Genomic DNA, 23,726 nt, shown 5'->3' with positions numbered 1-23,726 from the left:
CGGAAATCGAGTTCGGCTATCATCAGCCTCGGGTAACGGTCGGGTAACAAACCAGCTGTTTTCCCTTGCTAGAGCAGGGCGGATGAGATGCTAACTGACAACGCCACCGAAGACACGCCGCTGCCGGCCCGAAACGTCGCCGGCCTGCCGACGAAAGGTCGCCGTTCACGCGGCAGAAGGCCCGGCGAGCCGATGGCGGCGCTCTTCCTCGATCGGCGGACATCGGAATGGACCAGGCGCGCCGAGCTGATCGCGCTTTTCACGAAAGCGCTGGGGGGGCCGGTGGCTCCGCTCCTCGCCTCTCGGATCGAGAAGGCCGCCGAGCTCGCTGTCGTCGCGGAACGGACGAGGGCGCGCCTGCTCGCCGGCGAGGCTGGCATAACCGTCGACGACGTCGTTCGGGCCGAGAGGGTTGCAGCGCTCGCCGAGAGGGCTCTCAACATCGGCAAGGCGCCTCCGTCGAAGCCGCGGCCATCACTGCGCGAGCAACTCGCCCATGAGCAGCTCGCCAATGAGGCGCGACCAGCGGCATGAGCGCTCCATCCATCCTCCAGGCGATGACGTCGCCGCTGGCGTTCGGCGAGCTCTATGCGGCGCCGTCGTGGCGTTCATGGATGGCGATCCTGAAGGCGGCCTATGCGTTGCCACTGGACGATGCGGAACTCGCAATCTTTGCTGATCTCGCCGGCGGAAGAGCGCCGCCGAAGCGTCGGGTGCGCGAGCTTTGGGTCGCCGCTGGCCGCCGGAGTGGCAAGGACAGCGTTGCCGCGCTGATCGCCGCATACGCCGGTGGGATCGAGGAAGCCCACATTGGGCGCTTGCGGCCCGGCGAGAAAGCATCGGTGCTTTGCCTCGCCAGTGACCGGGATCAAGCCAGGCTGGTGCTGAACTACACCAAAGCCCTGATCGCGGAGACCGAGGGTCTCGCCACAAAGGTGCGGCGCGAGACCGCGCACGGCGTCGACCTCGACAACGACGTCGAGATCGTGGTGACGACGAACAGCTATCGCGCCGCGCGCGGCAGAGCGGTCCTGCTGGCGATCCTCGACGAAGTCGCATTCTACCGCGATGAGAATTCGGCATCGCCCGACCTCGAGCTCTATCGCTCCCTGGTGCCTGGCCTCGCCACGCTTTCCCCGGAATCGATGATCGTGGCGATCTCGTCGCCGCATAAGGCTGCAGGACTGCTCTACAGCAAGTACGTCAAGCATTTCGGCAAGGACGGTGACGACGTGCTGTTCATCCAGGCGCCGACGCTGAAACTCAATCCGACGATCGATCCCGCCATCATCGAAGCCGCGCTCGAGGAAGATCCGGAGGCCGCAAAGGCGGAATGGCTTGGGCAGTTCCGATCCGACCTGTCCGACTTCATCAGCCGAGAACTCGTCGAGGCAGCGGTCGACCATGGCGTCGTCGCAAGGGAGCGGCTGCCGGGCGTCCATTACACGGGGTTCTGCGACGTCGCCGGCGGTACCGGCAAAGACAGTTTCGCCGCCGCGGTCGCCCACCGTGAGGGCAACAGCATCGTCCTCGACGCCTGCCTCGAGATCAGACCGCTGTTCAATCCGCAGACGGCGACGCAACAGGCGGCCGAACTGTTCAAGAGCTACGGGATCTCGACAGTCGTCGCCGACCGTTACGCGGTCGGCTTCGTCATCGATGCCTTCAAGAAACAGGGCATCAGCTATCGAGCCTCCGAGCGAGACCGCTCGACGATCTACATCGAGAGCTTGCCCTTGTTCACCGCGGGCAGGGCTCGGTTGCTCGATATCAAGCGGTTGGTGACGCAGATCGCGTCGCTTGAACGACGCACCGTGGCGAGCGGCCGCGATCGCGTCGACGCCCCTCGCGAACAGCACGAGGACCTCGCCAACGCGGTTTGCGGCGCCCTTGTCGAGGTCCGCGCCGCACGCGCCCCGCTCGTGATCACCGATGACATTCTTCGCCGCGCCGCGATGCCGGCCGTCAACCCGCTTTGAGAGGAGACCCACGCCTATGTACCGTATGTTGACCGACCGCGAATTGAAGAACTTTGCCCGGTTCATCCGTCCAAATCCGCAGGGAGGATTCGACAGCTCGCCGTCATCGAAGCCGGCGCATGTCGCCCGACTGCGAAATGGCGTTGCCATTCGCGAGTTCGGCCCGGGCGGGGCCTTCGACAGCGAAATCTCCGCCCCGGATCGTGCCGTCCTCGTCAAGCTTGCGAGTGAACTGAGCGACGTCGAGTGGTTGGCGCTGAAACGGACGCTCCTCGGCGAGCCCGAGGACGACGAGACCGACTCGGAGAGCTCGGCGCCCGCGATGGATGCCGCGCGATCCAACCTGGGCAAGCTCGCTTTGGGGGTCCGGCAAGATCGCTATCCAACACATCACAACAGGCCGGCGCCGGCGGTGTCGCCGGGCGCATCGGCGAGCTTCTTCGGGATGTTTCCCGAGGCGCGGCGAGGCTGATGACCATGGTCGGAGGAAAAGCCAAGGCCGGATTCCGCGAAGCGCGCCAACGGCTTGCCGAGGCGATCGCTGTCGCCGCAGAGGCGCAAGCTGTTCGAGCCGCGGAGGATGCCGCAGTGGCGCGCGCAAAAGACATGGTGCGAGCTGCTGAAAGCGATCTCGCCGCCGCTGTCACCGCCGTCGCGAAGGCCCGCGAGGCTTTGACCGATGGAATGGTCGCCGCCGCGAAGAGTGGCGGCTCGGCGCCGTCCGACGGCAATCTGGTAGCGGCACGCCGGCGCCATGACCAGGCCCAAGATGTGCTCGACGCCGCTCAGGCAGCTCTTGCCGCCATGGGCAGGAGGCATCTCATCCCGCAGATGGCCGGCGACGACTATAACCTGGTCGAAGGCATCAACGCTGTTGCGATTTTCCATGGTGCGGATAACCATTTCGTCCCAAGGCAGCGCCGCCCCGTCCAGACGCGGAACCCCGCGGAGGAGCGCGTTCAAGCCGCTGCAGCCGATGTCATCCGCCCCTTGATCGAACCGACGATCGAGGCCGCGATGCGAGCGCATCGTGAATGGATCGAAGCACGCGCGAAGCTTCGTTTTCTGCACGGTATATGTTTTCCCGAAGTTATCTCGACGCCTGAGGGCCGTCGTGTTCTAGACGTTGCGGACTGCGACCTATTCGACGTTGACCCCAGCTCGGAGGACGAAGAACGGTGGCAGCACGCCTTCGAGGCGCTCAAGCGCGATGCCTCGGCGCCGCTGCCTTGGGAGGCCTGAGATGGGCATCCTGGCCATGGATCGCCAGACCGTTCGTGCGTTCGACCAGGACGGTCATCTGCGCGTCGAGATGACGCCGATCTCAAAGGCTAACGTCTGCCCCTACTATGGCCGTGAAATCCCGGATTTCGAGGCGCTGGGCCTCGATCCGGATCGCCTTTATCGCCTCTATCGCGACGCGGACGAGCTGGCGAAAGCCGCCGCGACCTTCATCGGCAAGCCGCTGCTGCTCGAGCACGTCCAGATCAGCGCCGATGATCATCCCCGCCAATTGGTGGTTGGCGCGGTCGGCGATGGCGTCGAATTCATCGCGCCCTACCTGATGGCTCCCCTCAGCATCTGGGACGGCGCCGCCATCGCCTTCATCAAATCGGGGCGCCAGAAAGAACTTTCGAGCAGCTATCGCTACCAGGCCGATATGACGCCCGGCACGCTCAATGGAGAATCCTACGACGGGGTGATGCGGGAGATCTCCGCAAATCACGTCGCCATCGTTTCGGAAGGGAGGGCCGGGCCAGATGTCCATGTCCTTCCCTAAAGAACTTCACGCCTCGGATACCTCCGAGTGGAACGATTTCGCGCCGCCGCGGTGTTTGCTGACGCGGCGGCCGATCAGCGGGCCCGACATCACCCGCTATCGCGCGCCGCGGAAAATCTCCTCCCCGCGGCGCGCGACCTCTTTTCCGTCGCCAATGAGATGGGACTTCTTCAGATGACAACGGACACGAAAAGCGAGAACACGGCCGATCCGACATTCGGCTTCTGCTTCAACCAAGCATCGTTCTATGCAGGCTCGCCCGAGGGGGCGATGACCGCCTTTGCGTTTCCGCCGACCCCCATCGAACTCGAAATCATGAAGAATTCCGGCGATTTGCCGAAGCCCGGAGGCGTCGGCCCCGGCGATCATCATCCGAGGAAGACACCATGAAGATTTCTGCGCTACCGACGAAATTCACCATCCCTTTCGCAGCGTCGGCGAACCCCAGCTTTATCCGCAACGTTCCAGTCGCTTCGCAGATCGGGATCGTGAACGGCGCGGCCTCGCTGACCGATGGCTTTCCGCCGCTGAACTTCCTGCCGGTGGGTTCGGGTGGTGTGCCACCCTTCGGCCAGGACATGAATGGCATCCTGAAGCAGATCACGCAATGGTCGCAATGGGCGGGCGCCGGCGGCCTCGTCCCTTATGACTCCGTCTTCTCATCGGCGATCGGCGGCTACCCCCAGGGCGCACTGCTCGCCGGCGCCACGGCCGGCGTGGTTTGGCTCAGCACGGTCGACGACAACACGTCCGACCCGGATACCGGCGGTGCGCACTGGATCAATATCGGGGCGCAAGCCTCGTCGATCATGGTGGGCGTCGACACCGGTTCGGCGAACGTCCTCACCGCCACCGTTACGCCGGTGCCCAGCGCCTATGCCGATGGCCAGATCTTCGTCATCCAGAAGGCCGCCGCGGCAAACAACGGCGCCATGACCGGCAACATCGCGGGGATCGGCACCCATCCGGTCGTCAACATGGATGGTAGCGCGCTGACTCCCGGGCAATGGCCGGCGAGCGCCACCGGCATCCTCGAATATAATCTCGCGACGACCTCGTTCCGCCTGCTCAACCCCGCCGTCACGGTGGCGGCCAATGCCGGTCTTGCCGTGACCGCCGAGCAAGTTCTTTCGCTCAGCATCCCGAGCCTGCTCGCGCCGGTTGGCGCTCTTTCCCTCTCCGATACCATCGCTCAGCATGTCCTCTCAGATGGGTTGGACCGCGAGGTCACTGCTTCACAGTTTGCCGCCCTGATTGCACCCGCGTTGCCGAACTCGCTGACCAATATGCGCGTCATCACGTCGAGCGGCAGCTATACGCCGACGACGGGCGCAAAGAACATGATCGTCTTTGCTACGGGTGGCGGCGGCGCAGGTGGTGGCAACGCCACTGGATCTGGCTTCACTGGCGGCGGCGGAAATTCTGGCGGTACGGCGATCTATTTCGGCGCGGTATCCTCCCAGACGATAACTATCGGCGCCGGTGGCGTTCCCAATCCGTCAAGTGGCAGCGACCTGGTCGGAGGTTCCGGAGGAACAACTTCTTTCGGCTCTCTTGCCATCGCTACCGGCGGCGGAGGCGGTTCTTCCTCGGGCTCGAACTCATATGGCGCGGGCGGTCAGTCGGTGGGAGTTGGAACCGCTGGAACCTTCTTGATCCCCGGAAATGGCGGCTCGCCTGGTTCGGGCCATGACGGTGGTTGCGGCGGTGCGGCATTCTGGGGTGGAGGTGGCTTCGGCGGCGCAACTCCTTCGACCGGCGTCCAAATACCCGGCGGTCCCGGTTCTCTCGGCGGCGGTGGTGGCGGCGGCGATGGAGGGGGTGCCGGTGGCGCCGGCGGCGCCGGTGTCGTCGTCATCTTCGAATTCGATTGAGGGCTAAAATGATCCGTGTTGCACATCTCAGCGACGATCGTCGCACTGTCTTGGACGTTTCAATCCAGCCGCTCGATTGGATCGGCGATGATCACTCAGTGGCGTCCGAAACAGCGAATATCGGCGATATCTTCGATGGCGGAGCCTTCGCGCCGCCGTCGGTCGCTGCGCTCAGCCAGGAACAATGGATGGCCTTGGCGCATAACCAGATCGAGACGGCCTATGCGGGGAAGCGCGCCTCGCTGGCGTCGTATTACACATCGCTCGACCGGTTGGAGCGGAGGGAGGCTCTCTCAGCAGACCAGCAGGCCGACCTCGCCACTCTCGACGCCATCCAGCAATGGGAACAGTCCATGCTCGACGCCGGCGCGAAGGCGGCGGCGCGCAAGGCCGACCCGTCCTCTAGCAAGTGGCCGGCGCCCCCGGCCGGCATGCCCAAGCTCGTCGCTCTCTCGTGAGCATTTGCTGAAGAAGGACGCGCGCCAATGCCGACCCTGATCGACGAACTTATTGTCCGCCTCGACTTGGACCCCGCCAATTTCGAGAAGGGCCAGAAGAAGCAGGCTGAGGCCTGGCTTAAGACGCGCGACGGATTCCGCAAGGGCGGCAAGGAGATCGAGGAAAGCTCGAAGAAGGCCGCGGAGACCGTCAACCTGATCACGCGGCGCGTGCTCGAGCTCTTCGCTGTTGGGCTCCCAGCTGCGGCGAGCACGCTCCGGTCCCGGCCTTTTGTCGCGATCTTAACCTCATCGAACGGAACATGAGATGGCGTTCAGTCAGAAGAAAATCACCGTCCAATTCGAGCTGGCCAACGGCGAGTTTCAAGGCGGCGGCAACACCGCCACGGTGTCCGGCCTACGCGTCTCGTGTAAGATCGTAAGCACAGGCAACGGTTCGGGGCAGGCCGAAATATCGATCTGGGGCTTGCCGCTCGAACTGATGAACCAGCTTTCTACGCTGGGCTCCCAGCTCTATCAAACCTACCACAACGGAATCTCGGTGCTCGCTGGCGATGACGAAACCGGCCAGAATTTGGTTTTCGTAGGCGACATCATCTACGCCTATGTCGAAGCCCAGGCGATGCCAGACGTTTGCTTTCGCATAAGCGCTAGACCTGGTCACTTTTCGGCAATGAAGCCGATCCCTCCGATCAGCATCAGAGGCTCGGGGGATGTCGCTCAGATGATGAAAGGCCTGGCCGGACAAATGGGCTTCGGCTTCGAGAACGCAGGGGTCAATGTCAAGTTGGCGAACCCCTATTATCCGGGCACCGCGATGCAGCAAGCGATCGCCATCGCGCGACACGGTAATTTCACGATTGGCTTTGATCGGGGCACCATGGTGATAGTCCAGCCCGGCAAGGCGCGGGACGGCGATGCGGTCCTGATCTCACCGCAGACGAGCATGATCGGTTACCCGATGTTCCAAGAGGCCGGAATTATGGTCCGGGCTCTCTACGATCCGGCTGTGAAGTATCAGGGCCTGATAGAGGTCAAAAGCGATCTCACGCCGGCGTGCGGAATCTGGAACGTGATCAGCCTTGTGTATCAACTGGAGGCGATGATGCCGCACGGAAAATGGGAGATGGTGATGGACTGCGTGGCTCAAGACGCGGTATCGCCAGCATGAGCGCGGAGGGATTTTACGGTCAACAGGGCCTGTCATCCGCATCGACCCACCTCGATACCTTGCGCTTCCTCATCCGCCAGGAAATCGCCCAGGTTCGCACCGGCATCCCGGTCAAGATCGTCGCGGTGCATGGCGGCGGCGTCGGCGCGCCGCCCACCGTCGACGTGATACCGCTGATCAACCAGACCGACGGCGTGGGCAACCAAACGCCCCACGGCGTTATCTATGGCCTCGCCACGATGCGAAATCAGGGCGGTACCAATGGCATCATCAACGACCCAAAGGTGGGCGACATCGGTCACATGTCGATCATGGACCGCGATATCTCGGCGCTGAAGGCCAATTCCGGGGCGCAATCGAACCCGGGCAGCTTTCGACGCCATGATCTCGCCGACGGCGTCTATATGGGCACCATCGTCAATCCGGCCAATCAGGATCAGGCGGTGCAGTTCACCGAAGGCGGCATCAAGGTCTTCGACAAGAATGGCCAGATCATCGAGTTCGCCGCCGGCTCGATCACCATCACGACGGCGGAGCTGCGGGTGACGGGCGACGTCATCGCGGGCGCCGGCGGCACCAACATCAGCCTCCTCAATCACATCCATACCGGGGTCGTGCCTGGTGGCGGAACCTCTGGCCCACCGGAGCCGGGAACGTAATACGCTGTCGTGCGGTCCACCGTATCGCCGAGGAGATCCGCAATGCGCCCCCGTTGGGACTCGATTTAATGCCAGCGACGTTGACGCCACCATGGCGCGCGACCTTCTGCGTCGCCGCCGTAACTTCTCCTGGTCGGCTCCTCGATCCTTCGACGGTTCCGCGATGCCACCGGCAACGGACATGAGTTTTGCATGATGACGCCAGATCGAACCGCTCCCTTTCCCTGTGATATCTTTAAGGTGGCCGAGCAATGCGGCGTGAAAATCCTGAAGCCTGACATGAAGCGGCCCGGAGAACAGCCCAAGATCTGTTTCGCGCCCAAGACCCTGAAATACATCGGCAGAGCACATGGCGAGGATCACCTCCGCTTGGTGCTCCGCCTCATCGTCGAGAGTGACGGCAACGCCGGTGAGCTGCAAATGGAAACCATCACCGCGGTTTCGAACGTGGTACTGTCCAATCTGGTCTCGATCCGTGCCGACCTTTTCGACGACATCGACCTCGGCGAGATCCGCGCCTGGTCGGCCGCGGTGAAGCCGCGGCATTGCTCGACGGTGGCCGCGATGACGAGCGCGCTGCTGCTGATCTTCGCCGGACCCGATATCGTGCTGCCGGCGCCGGCGGAGCCAGATCCCGCCGAGTTGCGCCGGCGCGAGATCATGCGGAAGAGCAGGGCGAATGCGAAGCGGCGGCGGTTGCGACGGTATTCGGGCGCCGAGGCCGTCTCAGCGGATCTCTAAATGCGCCTCAATTCGTTGGCGTGGATGATGTTAGCGAGCTGCTGTGGATTGCTGACGTTTAAGGCGATCTTGAAGCGCTCGGCAATTGCCTTGCGCTCTTTCCAGATCGGCCTGGCGACCGTCATGACGTCACGGAAGTAATTGTACGGCCACGTATCCGGGTTGTCCGGCTCGATCAAGCCAAGCCTGTACAGTTTCTCCAGACTTCTCGTAGCACCATTCGGGTCAAAGCGAGGTTGGCCTTGTTCCAGTATAGCCCAGAGCACGATCACGGCATCAGAGTCGAGCAAGTCCAGATTGCTCAACAGCTTGGCCCCCTTCGTTCTTCTGGCGAGGAATTTGGCGGGTAGGCTGCGTAGGTTGTAGGCCAGGGCCCCAAGCTGCCAGAGGATCGATACGACGACCATGCTGAGGCCCAAAACCCAGGCTGGTCTCGCAAGCGCCGCGGCGAACCCGAAGGCCGCGTTTGGTGGCATCATCAGGTCATACCGAAGCCCCAAATCGAACGCCGCACCGGCCACGAGCAGCAGCACGCCGGTTCGGGTTATGAACACCGGCAGCCTTTCGAGAAAGGCCGTTATCTCTTTGAACATGGAGCCTCCGCCGACCGAAGCAGGCTGAGTCCAATGTGCGTCGTCAAGAGATTTTTCGCGTTTGGGCGGGTACATCAGGGGACAAACCTGAAAGTTGGTGATCCAGCGCAGCGCGTTGCCGATATCGCGGCCGATGTGATCGAAGCCGACGACCTCCACGCCGAACTGGCGATGATCGAACTGCCGGGCCGAGCTGTCGCCGGCCGACCGGGCAGTTTGGACCGCGCGGCGCAAGGCGATTTATCTGGAATTGCACCCTGAGACCGCGCATGGCGGAGATCGCAAGAGCGATCAAGTGGCAAACTCTGCCACTCGATCCTTTACCGATGAGACGGCAACCGTTACAGGGGCGGCGCCTCGTACGGTTCGCCTCGACGCAGAACGTGGCGAAAAGGTCATTGAAGAAGCCAGCTGTCCCCGCCTGTACAAAAAGGGGGGCGCACAGAGGGTACATTCGGGACAAATGACGGCGTGCCTGTGTTCAATCGACGTTGACCATACGTTGTGAAAAACGGGGACGGGCGAGAGATGATCCGGTCGGCGTGGTGGCACCGAGGGAGAATTTCTGACGTTTTTGTGCCGGGCGGGAACCAAAAATATCGAAGGTTCCCAATGAACGATATTGCTTATCATGCTAAAAATTTGGCTTCAGCTGGACGGCTTATGAAATGGCGACATCGCAACGACGATAGTCTTTGGACAGATGCCGAGGATGACGTCTGCCGCCGCCAATATCCTGACTACAAGGCCCTCCTAAAGGCTCTGCCCGAGCGAACGATGGGTAGCCTCAAATGGCGATGTCGCAAGCTAGGCATCACGCCCAAGTTGCATATCTGGACTTGCGCTGAAAACAGCCGATTCAGGAAAATGTGGCGGCGTTCTGCGACCATGGAAGAATTGCTACAAGCGTTCCCCTTTGCAACCAAGCGGATGATAAGAAGCCGAGCCTGCGATCTTCGGCTTGGACCCCGCCCGCGCGTCGCGTACAAGCCAACTGGCATCGGGCTGCTGGATGCTCTTCGGGCCGAGTGCGTTCGGAGGAACATGGTCATGGCTGACTTGGACGAGTTCACGGGATCGAACGGCTATTTTCAAGGACATCACTGGTCCGGTCACTTTGGCCGCGTCAACCATCAGATGATTGAGAAGGCAATAGCGATCCTTGGGGGAACCGTCACAGTCGAGTGGCGCGGCGACGAGTAGCCGCCGCGCCAAGCGCACTTAGATCTTGTCTTTGACCTCTTCCCATACTTGCTGAGCGCCTTCGATATACCAAGTCAATTGCGCGTAGCTAATGGGTGTTCGACTATCACCCGTAAGCGCCTCGGTGAGCTCGTTGAGCTGATGCGCATCGGGATCAGGATCATTGTAAACCGCACGGCAAAGCTCTTTGAGGAGCCAATCGCCATTTAAATCGAGAGCCTCGTACGCCTTTGGAACTATTTCTGCCACGCGAGCGAGCTGATCGTAATCAGCGTCGTCGCTAGCCCAGGTGGCGCCTTCTTCAGTCCATTTCGGTTGCTGCTGCTGTTCAAGCATTGCTTTTGAAGCGCGCAGCCGCTCAACTACGGCGTTCATGTCGCCTTTTCCTTTCCTTCGACTTGACACCTCTGTTTCGAATGCCCTCTGCGCGACCGACGACCAATTGACGACATCATTCAGGGGACGCATTCGCTCTTGGAGGTCTTCCGAGATTGAAATGTTCATACGTGGCATTGTTGCGCAAAACTCCGCTAGCGATCAAAATCTTACACAACGAAATGGCGTGGTCAACAGTGTTGTGTATCTAGACCGCCAAATAAAAAACATGCGCAAAACCCCCGCGGGGGAATTGACAGAATCGGTGGCGAGGGCAAGGCTGTCCGTGGGCGTGATAACCCGGACCAGTGACGACCGAAAATCGTTGGCGCGATCTTAAGTCGTTTGTCCCGCATTGCGGGATAACGCGCAGCTTGGCGGCTGCCGCGAACGGCCTTTCTATAGGCCGGGGGCGGTGGTGCTGTCCAGACCTCGCGGTTAAAAGCCATCGGCTCGTCTCACTGGCGAGTTATCACCCTCCGGCTTTGGCGCCGATCGCCATTTGTGGGGCCGTGATAAGCCCCAAAACCAGTGAGCACCAAATGAACCAGGCAATCAATCGACGTTTCCTACTCGGCGCGATGGCAACCCTCCCGGCCGCCGCGGGCCCAGGACGCGCGCGGAGCGTTCCGGAGGCACCAGACGCCGGCCAAGGGACATCGCGCGCGCTGGCGGCGCCCCTGACGGACGAGCAGCGCCTGGCGCGGCTCCACGAAGTCGCCGGCGAGCTCGCCGATTTGCTTGACGGCTTCAGAGGCAGCGATCAATGGTTCGCCGAGGTGCACCCACGGAGCCGATTCGCTCCAAGGCGGCCGGTCACCTTCCGCCGATACACTGATCTTCGCGGGATCCGGATTGCGTGAGACAATGGCTTTGGCCCATCGCTCCAAAGCGATGGGCTTCTGCGCGAAGCCAGAGGCGGTGCTCCTCGTCCGGTCGCCGGAAAACTACTACGACGAAGGCGAGGTTGTCGTCGTTGAACGGCTTGCGGCTACCGGATCGCCAGACGCCTCTCTCTAAAGTAAGGGTGCGCGATCAACCCATGGCCTCGTCGGCGCGGACAAGGGCCGCTATTCTGTCCGCGTCACGGGCAACTACCGCATCACATTTGGATGGGACGGCGAGGATGCCGTCGACGTCGAACTTGAGGATTACCACTGATGAACACGACAGCCATCAAGCGCGGCCTGCCCGCGATGCACCCCGGCGAACTCCTGCGCGAAGACGTCATCCCGGCGCTCGACAAGTCGAAGACCGAGATTGCCAAGCTGCTCGGCATTTCGCGCCGCACGCTCTACGACATCCTGGACGAGAAGCAGCCCGTCACCGTCGCCATGGCGCTTCGCCTCGGCAAGTTGGTCGGCAACGGCCCGGTATTCTGGCTCAACCTCCAGCGCAACTATGATCTGGAGCATGCTGAAAAGGCGCTCAGCATCGAGATCGAGGCCATCCCGACGCTGCACGCGGCGTGACGCATGGCAACCGATCCGTTGGACCGCCTTGCTATTTTTCTTGCGGCAGGGACGGGAGGTTTCTGCCTCGGTGAATGGCTGGCGCCGGCGATGCTGAACCAGCGAATTCAATGGGAAACTCTCGCGACCGGCGTCCTGGCCATTGCTGCTGCGGCGTGGTCCGTTCGCGCGGCTATGAGGCTGGACCGTGAGCAGGAGCGCCGTCACAACGATACTCAACGGTTGACGTTGCGGGCAGATCGAGCGAGCGCGGCACGAGCAGCGTATCTCGCCGGAGACTTCTTTGACCTAACGTACTTGGTAGAAGTTGATGAGCTTCCCGCCGATGCTGGACCAGAATGGGCTATGGCGTCGACCAGGAAACTCATGAACCAGGCTCTAGACTGGACAAAAGATATCGAGGGCAAGTTGAAATCGGTTATCATCACCGAGGCCAGACCGTTATTCGACCCGCTTACAGCGGTGCACTACGAAACCCTTGAACGGTTATTGATCGAGATCGACGATCTTCTGAACACGCTTCGTGGCGCGAGCCTGGCTGGACATGTCGAGCGCATGCTTCAACTGCGCAGTGCCGTCGTAACGTTGATGGACGATATCCGAAACTTCCTCCAAATGTTCGCTGACGACCTTGCGGAACTTGGGGAGGCCTATTTGTAGGTCACGAAAACCCCTTGATGACTGGCTTCCCAACACAACGGCAACCGGGCTCCTCGCCGGGCCGAATGAAGCGTTTTACGGCCGGATCGTACCAGCCGGTCGAAATCTTGTAGCGGACCTTCTCGCACGAAAAAGAGGAAAACATTTCCACTCTTACTTTCGCTGCCGACAGCCTTGCAAGGTTTGCACCAATGGCCCCTATGTGGCGCTCGATAGTTGCAGGAAAGACTTGGTGCCGCAATTGCCCCGGCGGCTTCGGCTACCGGGCCTTTTCGTTGCAGCATCACGTTTCTGTTACCCGATACGTTACCCGGAGCCGAAAAGTGGCCAGGTTGGCGACATTCTAAAGTAAGGTAACCTATTGATTTTTCTGGTGCCCCCGGCAGGAATCGAACCCGCGACCTTCGGTTTACAAAACCGCTGCTCTACCAGCTGAGCTACAAGGGCACGGCGCTCCGGTAGCACATTTCGTGCGCCAGTAAAGACAAAACTCCGTTTTGGGTTTGCCAATGGACGGCATGGCTTAGCCGGCATGCTGAAAAGCGGCGCGCCGCTTCCTACATCCTGTTCAGGTGCAATCGCATCGAACGGGGTGTCGCATGATCAGATTCGTCATCATCCTGCCGCTTATCGTCGTGACCTGGCTTCTCCTGGTGAAGGTCGTCAGCGATCTGAGGAAGGCCAACATCGACTGGACCGGCGTCGCCACCTTCGTCGGCTTCATCGTGCTCGCCTTCTGGCTGCGCCATGTCACCGGGATGGGGTGAAAAGAGGCAGTAGGCGGTAGGCGGTAGGCAGTAGGCAGTAGTGAGTGGAGGGATGGCCGGTCGCGACGGCTGCCTCGCCACTATTGACTACTCACCACTCACTCAATCTCTAGCGAGAGGGATCTATTGCCTTCGAAGGGCAGCCCACCGGCCGCCCCTTTTTGCATTCGAAAACAATGAACTGGCCGGCGGCCATCGCCCGGAAAAATCGCCGGCGAAAGAATCTCCAAGGAACTTCGAACCTTTTTCTTTGCCGTGACGACCCATGTTCAAGAGGCGGATGGTTCGCCTCTCCACTGAAACCAGGAGATCGTCATGTTCAAGCGCACCATCGTTTCCGGCCTCATCGCCACCACCGTCGCAGCCGCCTCGCTCGTCGGCACCGTCCAGCCTTCGGCCGCTCACAACCATCACAATCGCGAACTCGGCATCGGTATTGCCGCGGGCGTCGGCGGCTTCGTCCTCGGAAGCATGCTCGCCCAGCAGCCCCGCCCGGTCTATGTCGAGGAAGACGGCTACGACGGTTCCTGGCACGTTCGCCGCTGCATGGCCCGCTACGGCAGCTATGATCCGGGTTCGAACACTTACATCGGCTACGACGGCTACCCGCACTATTGCCATCTGTAAGAGGAGGCGGACCAACGACAGGAAACAGGGGCTGCACGCAGCCCCTCTTCTTGCGTTTGAACGTTAGAGCGTCCGCTGGATCGGCTAATTGAAGCGAGGAGATGCTTCACGCCGGTAACCCTAAGGGTGAGGCTTCGTATTGGCCTCGGGCATCGCCAATCCCGCCATGCGGCAGGCGCCGCCAACTGAAGCCTCGTCGCCTATCGCCACCAGTTCGAAACTGTTCCCGGGATCTGGGTAGATCTTGACAATGAAAGGTTCGTTGCCGTCGGAACCGCCGGGAGAACTCTTGTCGTCGACATAACCGCACACCATGATCTCGTGGCGGCCGCTCATTGTGCGCTCTCCGGCGAGCATCGTTCCGAACTTTGCGGCGATAGGGTTCCTCAAGTGCTGGCGGACGCCGGCGGTGATGATCTCCTCCAGGGCCAGCGAGATCGGAATGGGATCGACGCGTTGGGTGCCGTTGGGTTCAAGCGGTGGCGGCGCCGCCGCCACGCATCCGCAAAGTGACGCGGCAGATAAAAGCCGAACTGTTTTCCGCATCCGTGCCCTTTCGCACGCATTGGAACGCTCCGGCAAGGCGACCAAGTCCATGCACGCGAAGGTGTACAGCGATTTGGCGAGCGTCTAGTCTGGCAGGAACGGCGGGGAGCGTGGCTTGGACGAGCAGGACCCGAAGGAAGAAGTGGTGGAGACGGTTTTCCGCAATGGCACCGTCACCACGGTCGGTATCCTGCTGGCCTTTTCGCTCGGTTTCATCACCCATTGGGCCGCAAATCCGATACCCTGGCAGACCTACCATCTGGTCGCGGTCCTGCCGATCCTGGTCGGCATTGCGCTGCAGATGCGGGCGCTTGCCATGCTGCTGGACATAAAATCGCTGCAGCGTCGCGTCTTCGAGCGCGCCAACCGCATCTTCATCACCGGCCTTATCTTCACGGCTTGCGGCGTCGGCGCCGCGATCCTGCTCGATTTCTTCGACATCGCGGTGAAAAGCGCCTTGCCGGGGGCATGACTTGAGAAATCGCGGACCGATTTCTCGGAAGGATCATGGGCAAGGAGAAATTCGATTGATCAGCCCGCTTTGGCGCCGCCGATCATCTTCGTCACCTCGGCCGCGGCGTCGCGCACCAGCGGACCGATCTCGGCCAGCCGCTCGGGCGTGACGCGCACGGTCGGGCCGGACACCGAAACGCCGCCGATCGGCTCGCCATATTCGTCGAAGATGGCGGCGGCGACGCAGCGCATGCCCGGGTGGCGTTCCTCGTCGTCGACCGACCAGCCGCGATGCTTGATGGTCGCAAGGTCGTGGGCCAGCGCAGAAATGTCGGACAGCGTCTTGGCGGTGTAGCGCTGCAGGCCTGCCTTGCGCAGGATAGCGGCGACCCGTTCCGGCTCGAGATGCGCCAGCACCGCCTTGCCGATGCCCGAGGCATGGAAGGGGCTGCGCGTGCCCGGCCGGAAGAAGGCGCGGATCGCCTGGTGCGTCTCGACCTGGTTGACGAAAACCACGCAATCATCCTCGGCGACACCGAGATTGGCGGTCTCGCCGGTCTTTTCCATCAATTCCTGCATGACGATGCGGGCGCGGTCGACGAGTTTGCGCCGGCGCAGGAAAGCCGAGCCCATGCGATAGGTCTCGACGCCGACCGACCACAACTGGTCGGTCGTGTCGAACTCGACCATGCCGTGGTTTTCCAGGGTCGTCAGCATGCGATAGGCGGTGGAAGCGGCAATGCCGCTTTGCGCCGCGATTTCGCTGAGCGACAGGCCGCTGGCCTCTGCGACGATCGCCAGGATGCGGAGCGCCCGGTCGAGCGACTGCACCGATGCCGCTTCGGGCGGGCCGTTGAAGGCGCGCGGCCGGCCGCGCTGGCGTTTTTCCGTCGTATCCATGGGGCGCCATTTTCGCCAATTTGGGTTTGGATGCAATGAAAAAGTTTTTCAGTGCTTTCCGCGGTCGTTTTTTTGGAAAACGAAAAGTGAAGGAAAATCAGACCATAAGAGCCGCTTCCTAGAAATGGAAAAATATTCTGAAAAAGTTGAAAAATCGAAGTCGCGCTGGCATTCTCAAGCCAACCAACGAAGTGGAGGCTTGCTATGGCCAGGATGCGCGCTGTCGACGCAGCGGTTCTCGTTCTTGAAAAGGAAGGCATCACCAATGCCTTCGGCGTACCGGGCGCGGCGATCAACCCGCTCTATTCGGCGCTGAAGGCGAGGGCTACCATCCGCCACGTGCTTGCCCGCCACGTCGAGGGCGCCTCGCACATGGCCGAAGGCTATACGCGGGCCAAGGCCGGCAATATCGGCCTCTGCATCGGCACTTCCGGCCCGGCCGGCACCGATATGATCACCGGCCTCTATTCGGCCTCGGCGGATTCCATCCCGATCCTCTGCATCACCGGGCAGGCGCCCCGCGCCCGCCTCAACAAGGAGGATTTCCAGGCCGTCGACATCGCGTCGATCGCGGCACCCGTCGCCAAATGGGCGATCACCGTCATGGAGCCCTATCTGGTCCCGATGGCGCTGCAGAAGGCGTTCCACCTGATGCGCTCCTCGCGGCCGGGTCCTGTGCTGATCGACCTGCCTGTCGACGTCCAGCTCGCCGAGATCGAATTCGACATCGACGCCTATGAGCCGCTCGCTCCCTTCAAACCGGCGATGACGCGCGCCCAGGCCGAGAAGGCTCTGGCGATGCTCAACGAAGCGGAAAGGCCGCTGATCGTCGCCGGCGGCGGTATCATCAACGCCGATGCCTCCGATCTGCTGATCGAATTCGCCGAGATCACCGGCGTGCCGGTCATCCCGACGCTGATGGGCTGGGGCGCGATCCCCGACGATCACCGCTTGATGGCCGGCATGTGCGGCCTGCAGACCTCACACCGCTACGGCAATGCGACGATGCTGGCGTCAGACTTCGTCTTCGGCATCGGCAACCGCTGGGCCAATCGCCATACCGGTTCGGTCGACGTCTACACCAAGGGGAAGAAGTTCATCCATGTCGACATCGAGCCGACCCAGATCGGCCGCGTCTTCGCGCCGGATCTCGGCGTCGTCTCGGACGCGGGCGCGGCGCTGAAGATCCTGCTCGACGTCGCCACCGAATGGCGCACGGCCGGCAGGCTGCGCGACTGGCAGGGCTGGGCCAAGGAATGCCAGCAGCGCAAGAAGACCATGAAGCGCAAGACGCATTTCGAGCAGGTGCCGCTGAAGCCGCAGCGCATCTATGAGGAGATGAACAAGGCTTTCGCCCGCGACACCACCTATGTCACCACGATCGGCCTGTCGCAGATCGCCGGCGCGCAGTTCCTGCATGTCTACAAGCCGCGCAACTGGATCAATTGCGGCCAGGCCGGCCCGCTCGGCTGGACGCTGCCGGCAGCACTTGGCGTGCGCGCCGCCGATCCGGACCGCGACATCGTCGCGCTCTCCGGCGACTATGATTTCCAGTTCATGATCGAGGAGCTGGCCGTCGGCGCGCAGCACAAGCTGCCTTACATCCACGTTGTCGTGAACAACGCCTATCTCGGCCTGATACGCCAGGCGCAGCGCGGCTTTTCGATGGATTACGAGGTGAGCCTCGCCTTCGAGAACATCAACCGGGCGGGCGATCCGGAGGCGGGCTACGGCGTCGACCATGTCGCGGTCGCCGAGGCGATGGGCTGCAAAGCGGTCCGCGTGCGCAAGCCCGAGGAATTCGCCGGCGCCTTCAAGGAGGCGCAGCGGCTGATGAAGGAGCATCAGGTTCCGGTCGTCCTCGAATTCATCCTCGAGCGCGTCACCAACATTTCCATGGGCACGGAAATCGACAAGATCACCGAATTCGAGGAACTTGCCGAGAGCCATGAGGATGCCCCCACAGCGATTGTGATGCTCGACTAATGCATGTCGCCCAGAAGTGTGCAGCGGTTCTGGGACAACGACATGCATCAAAACAAAGACTTAAAGCGCGTCGCCTGAATCCGGTTCAGCGCGACGCGCTTTAGGGCACAGCGGAAAGAAGGAGAAAAAGAATGCCGCGTTTTTCAGCCAATCTTTCGATGCTCTTCGGCGAGCATGAGTTCCTCGACCGCTTCGATGCGGCAGCCCGCGCCGGCTTCAAGGGCGTCGAATATATCGGCCCCTACGATCATGCGCCGGATGTCGTCGCGGCGCGCCTGAAGAAGAACGGCCTGACACAGGTTCTCTTCAACCTGCCGGCCGGCGACTGGGCAAAGGGCGAGCGCGGCATCGCCGTGCTGCCTGACCGCGTGCCGGAATTCCGCCAGGGCATCGCCAAGGCGATCAGCTATGCGCATGCGCTGGGCTGCGAGCAGATCAACTGCCTTGCCGGCATCGCGCCGCAGGGCTCGGATCGCGCCGTGCTGGAGAACGTCTTTGCCGAAAACCTCGCCTTCGCGGCGGAGAAGCTGGAGCAGGCCGGCATCAAATTGCTGATCGAACCGATCAACACCCGCGACATCCCGGGCTTCTTCCTGAATTATTCCGACCATGCGCTGGCGCTGATCGACCGCATCGGCTCGAAGAATCTGTTCCTGCAATACGACATCTACCACATGCAGATCATGGAGGGGGATCTCGCCCGTACCATCGAGGCGAACCTCGGCCGCATCGCGCATATCCAGCTTGCGGACAATCCCGGCCGTCACGAGCCGGGGACGGGCGAGATCAACTACCCTTTCCTCTACGACCACATCGACCGCCTCGGCTATCCCGGCTGGATCGGCGCCGAATACAAGCCGAAGGCCGGCACGGAAGCAGGGCTCGGCTGGTTCAGCGAGTTCGCCGGGCAGGGGAGCGCGGCAGCTTAAGCGCCGTGCGCTGAAGCAGCTAATCTCCCCCCAAGAGAGGGAGATGTCCGGCAGGACAGAGAGGGGCGCGAAGGAACGCGGCCTAACAAAAGACGGAGAACATCAATGGAAACAATCGGCTTCATCGGCCTCGGCATCATGGGCGCGCCGATGGCGGGGCATCTGCTCGACGCCGGCTATCCGGTCATCGCCAGCGACCATCGTTCCAAACCGCCGGCCGATCTCGTCGCCAAGGGGCTGAAGACCGTGACCGGCCACAACGCGGCGGCCAAGGCCGCCGACATCATCATCACCATGGTGCCGGACACCCCGCAGGTGGCCGACGTGCTGTTCGGCGAGAACGGTGTCGCCGGCGGCGTGTCGAAGGGCAAGCTCGTCATCGACATGAGCTCGATCTCGCCGATCGCCACCAAGGAATTCGCCAAAAAGATCAATGATCTCGGCTGCGATTATCTCGATGCGCCGGTGTCGGGCGGCGAGGTCGGCGCCAAGGCGGCTTCGCTCACCATCATGGTCGGCGGCGAGGACAAGGCCTTCGAGCGCGCCAGGCCGATCTTCGAGAAGATGGGCAAGAACATCACGCTGGTCGGCCCGAACGGCGTCGGCCAGACCACCAAGGTCGCCAACCAGATCGTCGTGGCGCTCACCATCGAAGCCGTCGGCGAAGCTCTTGTCTTTGCCTCGAAGGCCGGCGCCGATCCGGCAAAGGTCAGGCAGGCGCTGATGGGCGGGCTCGCCGCCTCCCGCATCCTCGAAGTGCATGGCGAGCGCATGATCAAGCGCACCTTCGCGCCGGGCTTCCGCATCGAGCTGCACCAGAAGGATCTGAACCTCGCGCTGGAAGGAGCAAAGGCACTGGGCGTGTCGCTGCCCAACACCTCGACGACGCAGCAACTGTTCAATTCCTGCGCGGCCAATGGCGGCGCCAAGGAGGATCACTCGGCGCTGGTTCGGGCGCTGGAGCGGATGGCGGGACACGAAGTAGGTAGTGAATAGTGAGTGGTGAGTAGTTTTGTAATGGCTGGCTGCGAAAACCACTCACTACTCACTACTCACGAGGAATTTCCTCGCCGCGTAGAGGCTCACCGCCGCCGCGTTCGACACGTTGAGCGAGTGGATGGCGCCGGGCATGTCGAGGCGGGCGAGCGCGGTCACCGTCTCGCGCGTCTTCTGACGCAGGCCTTTGCCTTCCGCGCCCAGCACCAGCGCGATTTTCTCGCCGCCGAAGGTTTTTTCCAGCTCGGCAGGCCCTTCGGAATCGAGCCCGATGGTCTGGAAGCCGGCCTCGTGCAACTGTCCGAGCGCATCGGCGAGGTTCTTCACCTCGATCTGGTCGATATGCTCCAGCGCGCCGGAGGCGGATTTCGCCAGCACGCCGGATTCCTGCGGGCTGTGACGGGCGGTCGTGATCAGCGCGCCGGCGCCGAAAGCGACCGCGGAGCGCAGGATCGCGCCGACATTGTGCGGGTCGGTCACCTGGTCGAGCACCAGCACCAGCCTGGTGCCGCCAAGCGCGTCGAGACGCTTCGGCTTGAGCGGTTCGGCTTCGATCAGCACGCCCTGATGCACCGCATCGGAGCCCGTGATCCTGTCGATGTCCTTCGGCTCGACCAGCTCGGCCTTGAAGGGCAGGGCGGCAAGATCGCCGATGGAAAGCCGCTCGGCGGCGTTGCGCGTCACCATCATTTTCCCGATCTTGCGCCTCGGATTGTCGAGCGCCGCCCGCACCGTGTGCAGGCCATAGAGCCGCACCAGCCCGTCGGCCGCGCCCTCGCCAGGCGGCACCGGCTGGCGCGGTCGGAACGCCGGCGCGCCGCCGGCCTTCTGGTCGCGATGCGCACGCCTGAGTTTGGCGTAATGGGTATCCTTTGGGGTGCCCGGCTTGTTGCTTTTATCGTCGCTCATGCGGCCTCTATAGCGGCCCCGTCCGGCTAAGGATATGGCCTGCGGCGATGAATGCCGAACATCCTCGAAAAACCCTGGCCACGGCGGTTGACACCCATCGGCCTTGCCGCCATAAGGCGCTTCGCTGATTTCGGAGAAGATCTTACTCGGGCTCCGGATCGGCGAAAATGCCTCGTTGCATGGCTCCGGCGGCAGACTGGAGAGGTGCCCGAGTGGTTAAAGGGGACGGACTGTAAATCCGTTGGCTTAGCCTACGTTGGTTCGAATCCAACCCTCTCCACCACTGCCGGCCCGGAAGCCCTGAAACGAAAAGTCTCGGACCGAAAGTGCATGGCGCTTTTCGGGTGAATCCGGTACTTCAGTGTAAGGCGCGGGTATAGCTCAGTGGTAGAGCAGCAGCCTTCCAAGCTGAATATGCGGGTTCGATTCCCGCTACCCGCTCCAGATCTCCTGCCTGCCGGATTTTCCTCTTGACCGCCATTCGGACGGAACCGCCGCGCGCCGTAGCGCGCAGCGCATTCCGCTTCATCACGCCGCTTAGCTGTTGAAGGCCGAAGCGACCTGATGGTTCTGCGGGATCTGGCCGTTCGGCGTCAGCTTGTCGACGATGCCGGGCAGCGCCGTGGAGAGTTGCTGCAGCAGTTCCTGCTCGTTCATGCCGGTGCGCTGGGCGATCTCGCGGATGACCTGTGGGCCGATCGCGGCGCCGAGGTCATTGGCATTGATCGGCTGGTTCTGGCCGGTGCCGACCCAGGAATCGGCGACGTTGCCGTGGCCGGCGCCCTTCAGCTTGTCGAGCAGGCCGCCGAGGCCGCCGAGCAGGCCGCCATCGGCGGATGTGTCGGCTCCCGTCGGAGCCGGTACCGGCGCTTGCGGCGCGGCCGGCTCTTCGCTTCTGCCGCTCAGCATCTTGCCGACCAAAAGCGCGCCGAGCGCGATCATCAGGGGTTTGGTGATATTGCCGCCCGGAACGGCATTGTCGAAAAGGCCCATCGTGGATCTCCTGTTATCCAGCCAAGTCCGCCCGGCGCCAGAATGGCGCAAACGGGTGGAATTTCAAGCTGTCTTGAGCTTTTGACAATCATATGACCATGATGGCGCGGCGGGGGATTTTGGAGGGAACTATGGGCATCATCAGCTGGATCATTCTCGGCATCGTCGCTGGGTTCATCGGCAGCAAGATCGTCAACAAGACCGGCCAGGGCATGATCATGGATATCGTGCTCGGCATCGTCGGCGCCATCGTCGGCGGCGTGATCTTCAGCGCCTTCGGTGCGTCGGGCGTCACCGGCCTCAACATCTGGAGCCTGATTGTGGCCGTGATCGGCTCGGTCGTCGTGCTCTGGGCCTACCATCAGATTTCCGGCAAGCGCACGCTGTAGAGGTAGAGAAAGCCGCATTCGATCGGCTGCTGGTGGTCGACCCTTCGGATCGGCCCGTACTGGCTTTGCGCTTTCAGGCGACCATGGCCAGCCGGCGCTTTCTTTCGTCGAGCGAGACGATCGCCAGGCCGCTGGCCATCACCAGCAGGATGCCGCAGACGGCGAGCGCGTTCGGGAACTGCCCAAACACCAGCAGTCCCGAAATGACCGCCCAGACGGTGAAACAGTAATAGAAGGGCGCGACCGCGCTTGTCGGTCCGACGCGGTAGGCCATGAAGATGAAGAAATGGCCGAAGATCAGGAACAGGCCGGCGCCCGCGATCAGGAGCAGATGACGTTCCGCGGGCATCACCCACTGCTCGGAGACAAGGTGCGCCGCGCCTGAGCCGACCAGCACCACCACGACCGCGGAGATGGCGACAATCATGCCCGGCACCTCGGCGCCCACCTTGCGGCCGGCGAGGTCGCGTACCGCCGCGAAGGCCGCATTGCCGAGCGCCAGCAGGGCATAGACCGAAATGCCCTGCATGGTCGGCTGCGCCACCATAAGCGCCCCGACAAAGCCAAGGCCGATCAGCGCCATGCGCACGGCGCCGATCTTTTCGCCGAACAGCATCGAGGAGCCGACCAGCACGATGAGCGGCGTGACTTGGCCGAGCGCCGTTGAATCCGCGATCTGCATGTTGGCTAAGGCCACGACGTAGCACAGGATCGCCAGCAGCTCGAACAGGTTCCGGCGCAGCACCTTGCGCTCGAAGAGCAGCCGGATCTGCCTCGCATAGCCCAGCATCAGAAGCAGCGGCACACCCCACAGCATTGCCGCCGCGCCGCGCAGCAAGAGCACTTCATAGGGCGGCAGTCCGGTGGTCGCGAGCTTCATCATCGTGTCGTTGACGAGGTAGGAGCCCGTCGAAACGATCATGAACAGCGGGCCGCGGATGTTTGCCGGTATGAACTGCATCCAGCGAACAAGATCAGAGCGGCGTCGTGGCGGCAATGGGCCAGCCCGGAGCCTTTGACTTTATGTCCGGCGTCCCTATATCCGCGCCATATCCCGCTGAAATCGACCATTGGTACGGGTCGAGCGAGAATCCGCTCAGCCACAAGGCACTTGTGTTTTTCAGCCGTTGTCGCTAATCGCCCCGCATTCGACTGAACTGAAGGTCAAGGCCGTCCAAGGAAAGAGACTATGGCAAAAGGTAAATTCGAGCGCACCAAGCCGCATGTGAACATTGGCACGATCGGCCACGTCGATCATGGCAAGAC

The 23,726-nt window shown here is 62.1% G+C and carries 28 protein-coding genes, 3 tRNA genes and 2 pseudogenes; 25 read left to right on the top strand and 8 right to left on the bottom strand.

What is annotated here, in order from left to right:
- The first annotated feature begins 87 nt into the window (after positions 1 to 87).
- The 12 genes from ACWGS9_RS19905 (at position 88) to ACWGS9_RS19850 (ending at position 8,662) form a co-directional block, all read left to right on the top strand.
- Entirely contained in the window at positions 88 to 534 is a 447-nt protein-coding gene (locus tag ACWGS9_RS19905; protein WP_454506843.1) for a hypothetical protein, read from the top strand.
- Positions 531 to 1,979 carry a terminase gene (locus ACWGS9_RS19900; RefSeq protein WP_454506842.1) on the top strand — a complete coding sequence of 483 codons (1,449 nt, stop codon included), beginning with the start codon at positions 531 to 533 and terminating at the stop codon, positions 1,977 to 1,979. Before ACWGS9_RS19905 ends, ACWGS9_RS19900 begins: the two co-directional genes overlap by 4 nt.
- Before the next feature lie 28 nt (positions 1,980 to 2,007).
- Positions 2,008 to 2,451 carry a hypothetical protein gene (locus ACWGS9_RS19895; RefSeq protein WP_454506841.1) on the top strand — a complete coding sequence of 148 codons (444 nt, stop codon included), beginning with the start codon at positions 2,008 to 2,010 and terminating at the stop codon, positions 2,449 to 2,451.
- Positions 2,451 to 3,221 (top strand): hypothetical protein, encoded by a 771-nt coding sequence (locus ACWGS9_RS19890; RefSeq protein WP_454506840.1) that lies wholly within the window; start codon positions 2,451 to 2,453, stop codon positions 3,219 to 3,221. The genes ACWGS9_RS19895 and ACWGS9_RS19890 overlap by 1 nt, the downstream gene beginning before the upstream one ends.
- 1 nt (position 3,222) lies before the next feature.
- Positions 3,223 to 3,759, top strand: coding sequence for a DUF2213 domain-containing protein (locus ACWGS9_RS19885; protein ID WP_454506839.1), 537 nt, complete (start codon positions 3,223 to 3,225; stop codon positions 3,757 to 3,759).
- A gap of 27 nt (positions 3,760 to 3,786) precedes the next feature.
- A complete protein-coding gene (locus tag ACWGS9_RS19880; protein WP_454506838.1) occupies positions 3,787 to 4,149 on the top strand; it encodes a hypothetical protein in 363 nt (120 codons plus the stop codon).
- Positions 4,146 to 5,633, top strand: a complete 1,488-nt coding sequence (locus ACWGS9_RS19875) for a hypothetical protein (RefSeq protein ID WP_454506837.1) — start codon at positions 4,146 to 4,148, stop codon at positions 5,631 to 5,633. Before ACWGS9_RS19880 ends, ACWGS9_RS19875 begins: the two co-directional genes overlap by 4 nt.
- Before the next feature lie 8 nt (positions 5,634 to 5,641).
- Positions 5,642 to 6,091, top strand: a complete 450-nt coding sequence (locus tag ACWGS9_RS19870; protein WP_454506836.1) for a hypothetical protein — start codon at positions 5,642 to 5,644, stop codon at positions 6,089 to 6,091.
- Between the two features lie 27 nt (positions 6,092 to 6,118).
- Complete coding sequence (locus tag ACWGS9_RS19865; RefSeq protein WP_454506835.1) at positions 6,119 to 6,397, top strand: hypothetical protein; 279 nt, start codon at positions 6,119 to 6,121, stop codon at positions 6,395 to 6,397.
- Between the two features lies 1 nt (position 6,398).
- Positions 6,399 to 7,262, top strand: a complete 864-nt coding sequence (locus tag ACWGS9_RS19860) for a baseplate hub protein (RefSeq protein WP_454506834.1) — start codon at positions 6,399 to 6,401, stop codon at positions 7,260 to 7,262.
- Positions 7,259 to 7,921, top strand: a complete 663-nt coding sequence (locus ACWGS9_RS19855; protein WP_454506833.1) for a hypothetical protein — start codon at positions 7,259 to 7,261, stop codon at positions 7,919 to 7,921. The genes ACWGS9_RS19860 and ACWGS9_RS19855 overlap by 4 nt, the downstream gene beginning before the upstream one ends.
- Positions 7,922 to 8,179: 258 nt before the next feature.
- Positions 8,180 to 8,662, top strand: coding sequence for a hypothetical protein (locus ACWGS9_RS19850; protein ID WP_454506832.1), 483 nt, complete (start codon positions 8,180 to 8,182; stop codon positions 8,660 to 8,662).
- Here the strand turns inward: ACWGS9_RS19850 and ACWGS9_RS19845 are convergent.
- Positions 8,659 to 9,489: a hypothetical protein gene (locus ACWGS9_RS19845; protein ID WP_454506831.1), complete on the bottom strand. Its 831-nt coding sequence runs from the start codon at positions 9,487 to 9,489 to the stop codon at positions 8,659 to 8,661. The two genes, ACWGS9_RS19850 and ACWGS9_RS19845, sit on opposite strands and share 4 nt — an antisense overlap.
- A gap of 378 nt (positions 9,490 to 9,867) precedes the next feature.
- On the opposite strand from ACWGS9_RS19845, the gene ACWGS9_RS19840 reads away from it, so the two are divergent.
- A complete protein-coding gene (locus ACWGS9_RS19840; RefSeq protein WP_454506830.1) occupies positions 9,868 to 10,458 on the top strand; it encodes a hypothetical protein in 591 nt (196 codons plus the stop codon).
- A gap of 18 nt (positions 10,459 to 10,476) precedes the next feature.
- Here the strand turns inward: ACWGS9_RS19840 and ACWGS9_RS19835 are convergent, their stop codons facing one another.
- A complete protein-coding gene (locus ACWGS9_RS19835; RefSeq protein ID WP_454506829.1) occupies positions 10,477 to 10,833 on the bottom strand; it encodes a hypothetical protein in 357 nt (118 codons plus the stop codon).
- Between the two features lie 1,160 nt (positions 10,834 to 11,993).
- Between ACWGS9_RS19835 and ACWGS9_RS19830 the strand changes: the two genes are divergently transcribed.
- Both ACWGS9_RS19830 and ACWGS9_RS19825 read left to right on the top strand, forming a co-directional pair.
- A complete protein-coding gene (locus ACWGS9_RS19830) occupies positions 11,994 to 12,305 on the top strand; it encodes a HigA family addiction module antitoxin (protein WP_454506828.1) in 312 nt (103 codons plus the stop codon).
- A 3-nt stretch (positions 12,306 to 12,308) separates the two neighbouring features.
- On the top strand, positions 12,309 to 12,965 hold the full coding sequence (locus ACWGS9_RS19825; RefSeq protein WP_454506827.1) for a hypothetical protein: 657 nt from the start codon (positions 12,309 to 12,311) through the stop codon (positions 12,963 to 12,965).
- A gap of 371 nt (positions 12,966 to 13,336) precedes the next feature.
- Here the strand turns inward: ACWGS9_RS19825 and ACWGS9_RS19820 are convergent.
- A tRNA-Thr gene (locus tag ACWGS9_RS19820) sits at positions 13,337 to 13,412 on the bottom strand.
- Positions 13,413 to 13,564: 152 nt separating this feature from the next.
- On the opposite strand from ACWGS9_RS19820, the gene ACWGS9_RS19815 reads away from it, so the two are divergent.
- Both ACWGS9_RS19815 and ACWGS9_RS19810 read left to right on the top strand, forming a co-directional pair.
- Positions 13,565 to 13,732, top strand: a complete 168-nt coding sequence (locus ACWGS9_RS19815; protein ID WP_127235896.1) for a hypothetical protein — start codon at positions 13,565 to 13,567, stop codon at positions 13,730 to 13,732.
- A gap of 315 nt (positions 13,733 to 14,047) precedes the next feature.
- Positions 14,048 to 14,359, top strand: coding sequence for a BA14K family protein (locus ACWGS9_RS19810; protein WP_454506826.1), 312 nt, complete (start codon positions 14,048 to 14,050; stop codon positions 14,357 to 14,359).
- Positions 14,360 to 14,479: 120 nt separating this feature from the next.
- On the opposite strand, the gene ACWGS9_RS19805 is transcribed toward ACWGS9_RS19810, so the two are convergent.
- Complete coding sequence (locus ACWGS9_RS19805) at positions 14,480 to 14,956, bottom strand: hypothetical protein (RefSeq protein WP_454506825.1); 477 nt, start codon at positions 14,954 to 14,956, stop codon at positions 14,480 to 14,482.
- 64 nt (positions 14,957 to 15,020) lie between these two features.
- Here ACWGS9_RS19805 and ACWGS9_RS19800 point away from each other — a divergent pair, with 64 nt between their 5' ends.
- Complete coding sequence (locus ACWGS9_RS19800; RefSeq protein WP_454506824.1) at positions 15,021 to 15,377, top strand: hypothetical protein; 357 nt, start codon at positions 15,021 to 15,023, stop codon at positions 15,375 to 15,377.
- A 59-nt stretch (positions 15,378 to 15,436) separates the two neighbouring features.
- Here ACWGS9_RS19800 and bhcR read toward each other — a convergent pair whose 3' ends face one another.
- Positions 15,437 to 16,258, bottom strand: coding sequence for an HTH-type transcriptional regulator BhcR (gene bhcR, locus ACWGS9_RS19795; RefSeq protein WP_454506823.1), 822 nt, complete (start codon positions 16,256 to 16,258; stop codon positions 15,437 to 15,439).
- A gap of 204 nt (positions 16,259 to 16,462) precedes the next feature.
- On the opposite strand from bhcR, the gene gcl reads away from it, so the two are divergent.
- From gcl to ACWGS9_RS19780, 3 genes and pseudogenes are all read left to right on the top strand, one after another.
- Positions 16,463 to 18,244, top strand: a complete 1,782-nt coding sequence (gene gcl / locus ACWGS9_RS19790) for a glyoxylate carboligase (RefSeq protein WP_454506822.1) — start codon at positions 16,463 to 16,465, stop codon at positions 18,242 to 18,244.
- Positions 18,245 to 18,375: 131 nt separating this feature from the next.
- Positions 18,376 to 19,173 carry a 2-oxo-tetronate isomerase gene (gene otnI / locus ACWGS9_RS19785; protein ID WP_454506821.1) on the top strand — a complete coding sequence of 266 codons (798 nt, stop codon included), beginning with the start codon at positions 18,376 to 18,378 and terminating at the stop codon, positions 19,171 to 19,173.
- Positions 19,174 to 19,257: 84 nt separating this feature from the next.
- A pseudogene (locus ACWGS9_RS19780) lies at positions 19,258 to 20,169 on the top strand (2-hydroxy-3-oxopropionate reductase); the annotation flags it as partial.
- A 45-nt stretch (positions 20,170 to 20,214) separates the two neighbouring features.
- Here the strand turns inward: ACWGS9_RS19780 and ACWGS9_RS19775 are convergent.
- Complete coding sequence (locus tag ACWGS9_RS19775; RefSeq protein ID WP_454506820.1) at positions 20,215 to 21,078, bottom strand: TrmH family RNA methyltransferase; 864 nt, start codon at positions 21,076 to 21,078, stop codon at positions 20,215 to 20,217.
- Positions 21,079 to 21,276: 198 nt separating this feature from the next.
- Here ACWGS9_RS19775 and ACWGS9_RS19770 point away from each other — a divergent pair.
- Positions 21,277 to 21,361, top strand: a tRNA-Tyr gene (locus ACWGS9_RS19770).
- A gap of 87 nt (positions 21,362 to 21,448) precedes the next feature.
- A tRNA-Gly gene (locus tag ACWGS9_RS19765) sits at positions 21,449 to 21,522 on the top strand.
- Between the two features lie 93 nt (positions 21,523 to 21,615).
- Here ACWGS9_RS19765 and ACWGS9_RS19760 read toward each other — a convergent pair.
- Positions 21,616 to 22,071, bottom strand: a complete 456-nt coding sequence (locus ACWGS9_RS19760) for a YidB family protein (protein WP_454506819.1) — start codon at positions 22,069 to 22,071, stop codon at positions 21,616 to 21,618.
- Positions 22,072 to 22,202: 131 nt separating this feature from the next.
- Between ACWGS9_RS19760 and ACWGS9_RS19755 the strand changes: the two genes are divergently transcribed.
- The gene (locus ACWGS9_RS19755; protein WP_027170387.1) at positions 22,203 to 22,460 is read left to right on the top strand and encodes a GlsB/YeaQ/YmgE family stress response membrane protein; all 258 of its coding nucleotides are present in this window, start codon (positions 22,203 to 22,205) and stop codon (positions 22,458 to 22,460) included.
- A gap of 73 nt (positions 22,461 to 22,533) precedes the next feature.
- Here ACWGS9_RS19755 and ACWGS9_RS19750 read toward each other — a convergent pair whose 3' ends face one another.
- Positions 22,534 to 23,421: a DMT family transporter gene (locus ACWGS9_RS19750; RefSeq protein WP_454506818.1), complete on the bottom strand. Its 888-nt coding sequence runs from the start codon at positions 23,419 to 23,421 to the stop codon at positions 22,534 to 22,536.
- A 228-nt stretch (positions 23,422 to 23,649) separates the two neighbouring features.
- Here ACWGS9_RS19750 and ACWGS9_RS19745 point away from each other — a divergent pair.
- Positions 23,650 to 23,726 (top strand): annotated as a pseudogene (locus ACWGS9_RS19745) (GTP-binding protein); the annotation flags it as partial.

The sequence above is a fragment of the Mesorhizobium sp. Arg314 genome (assembly GCF_053714275.1).
This window is presented reverse-complemented; position numbering and strand designations above follow the sequence as displayed.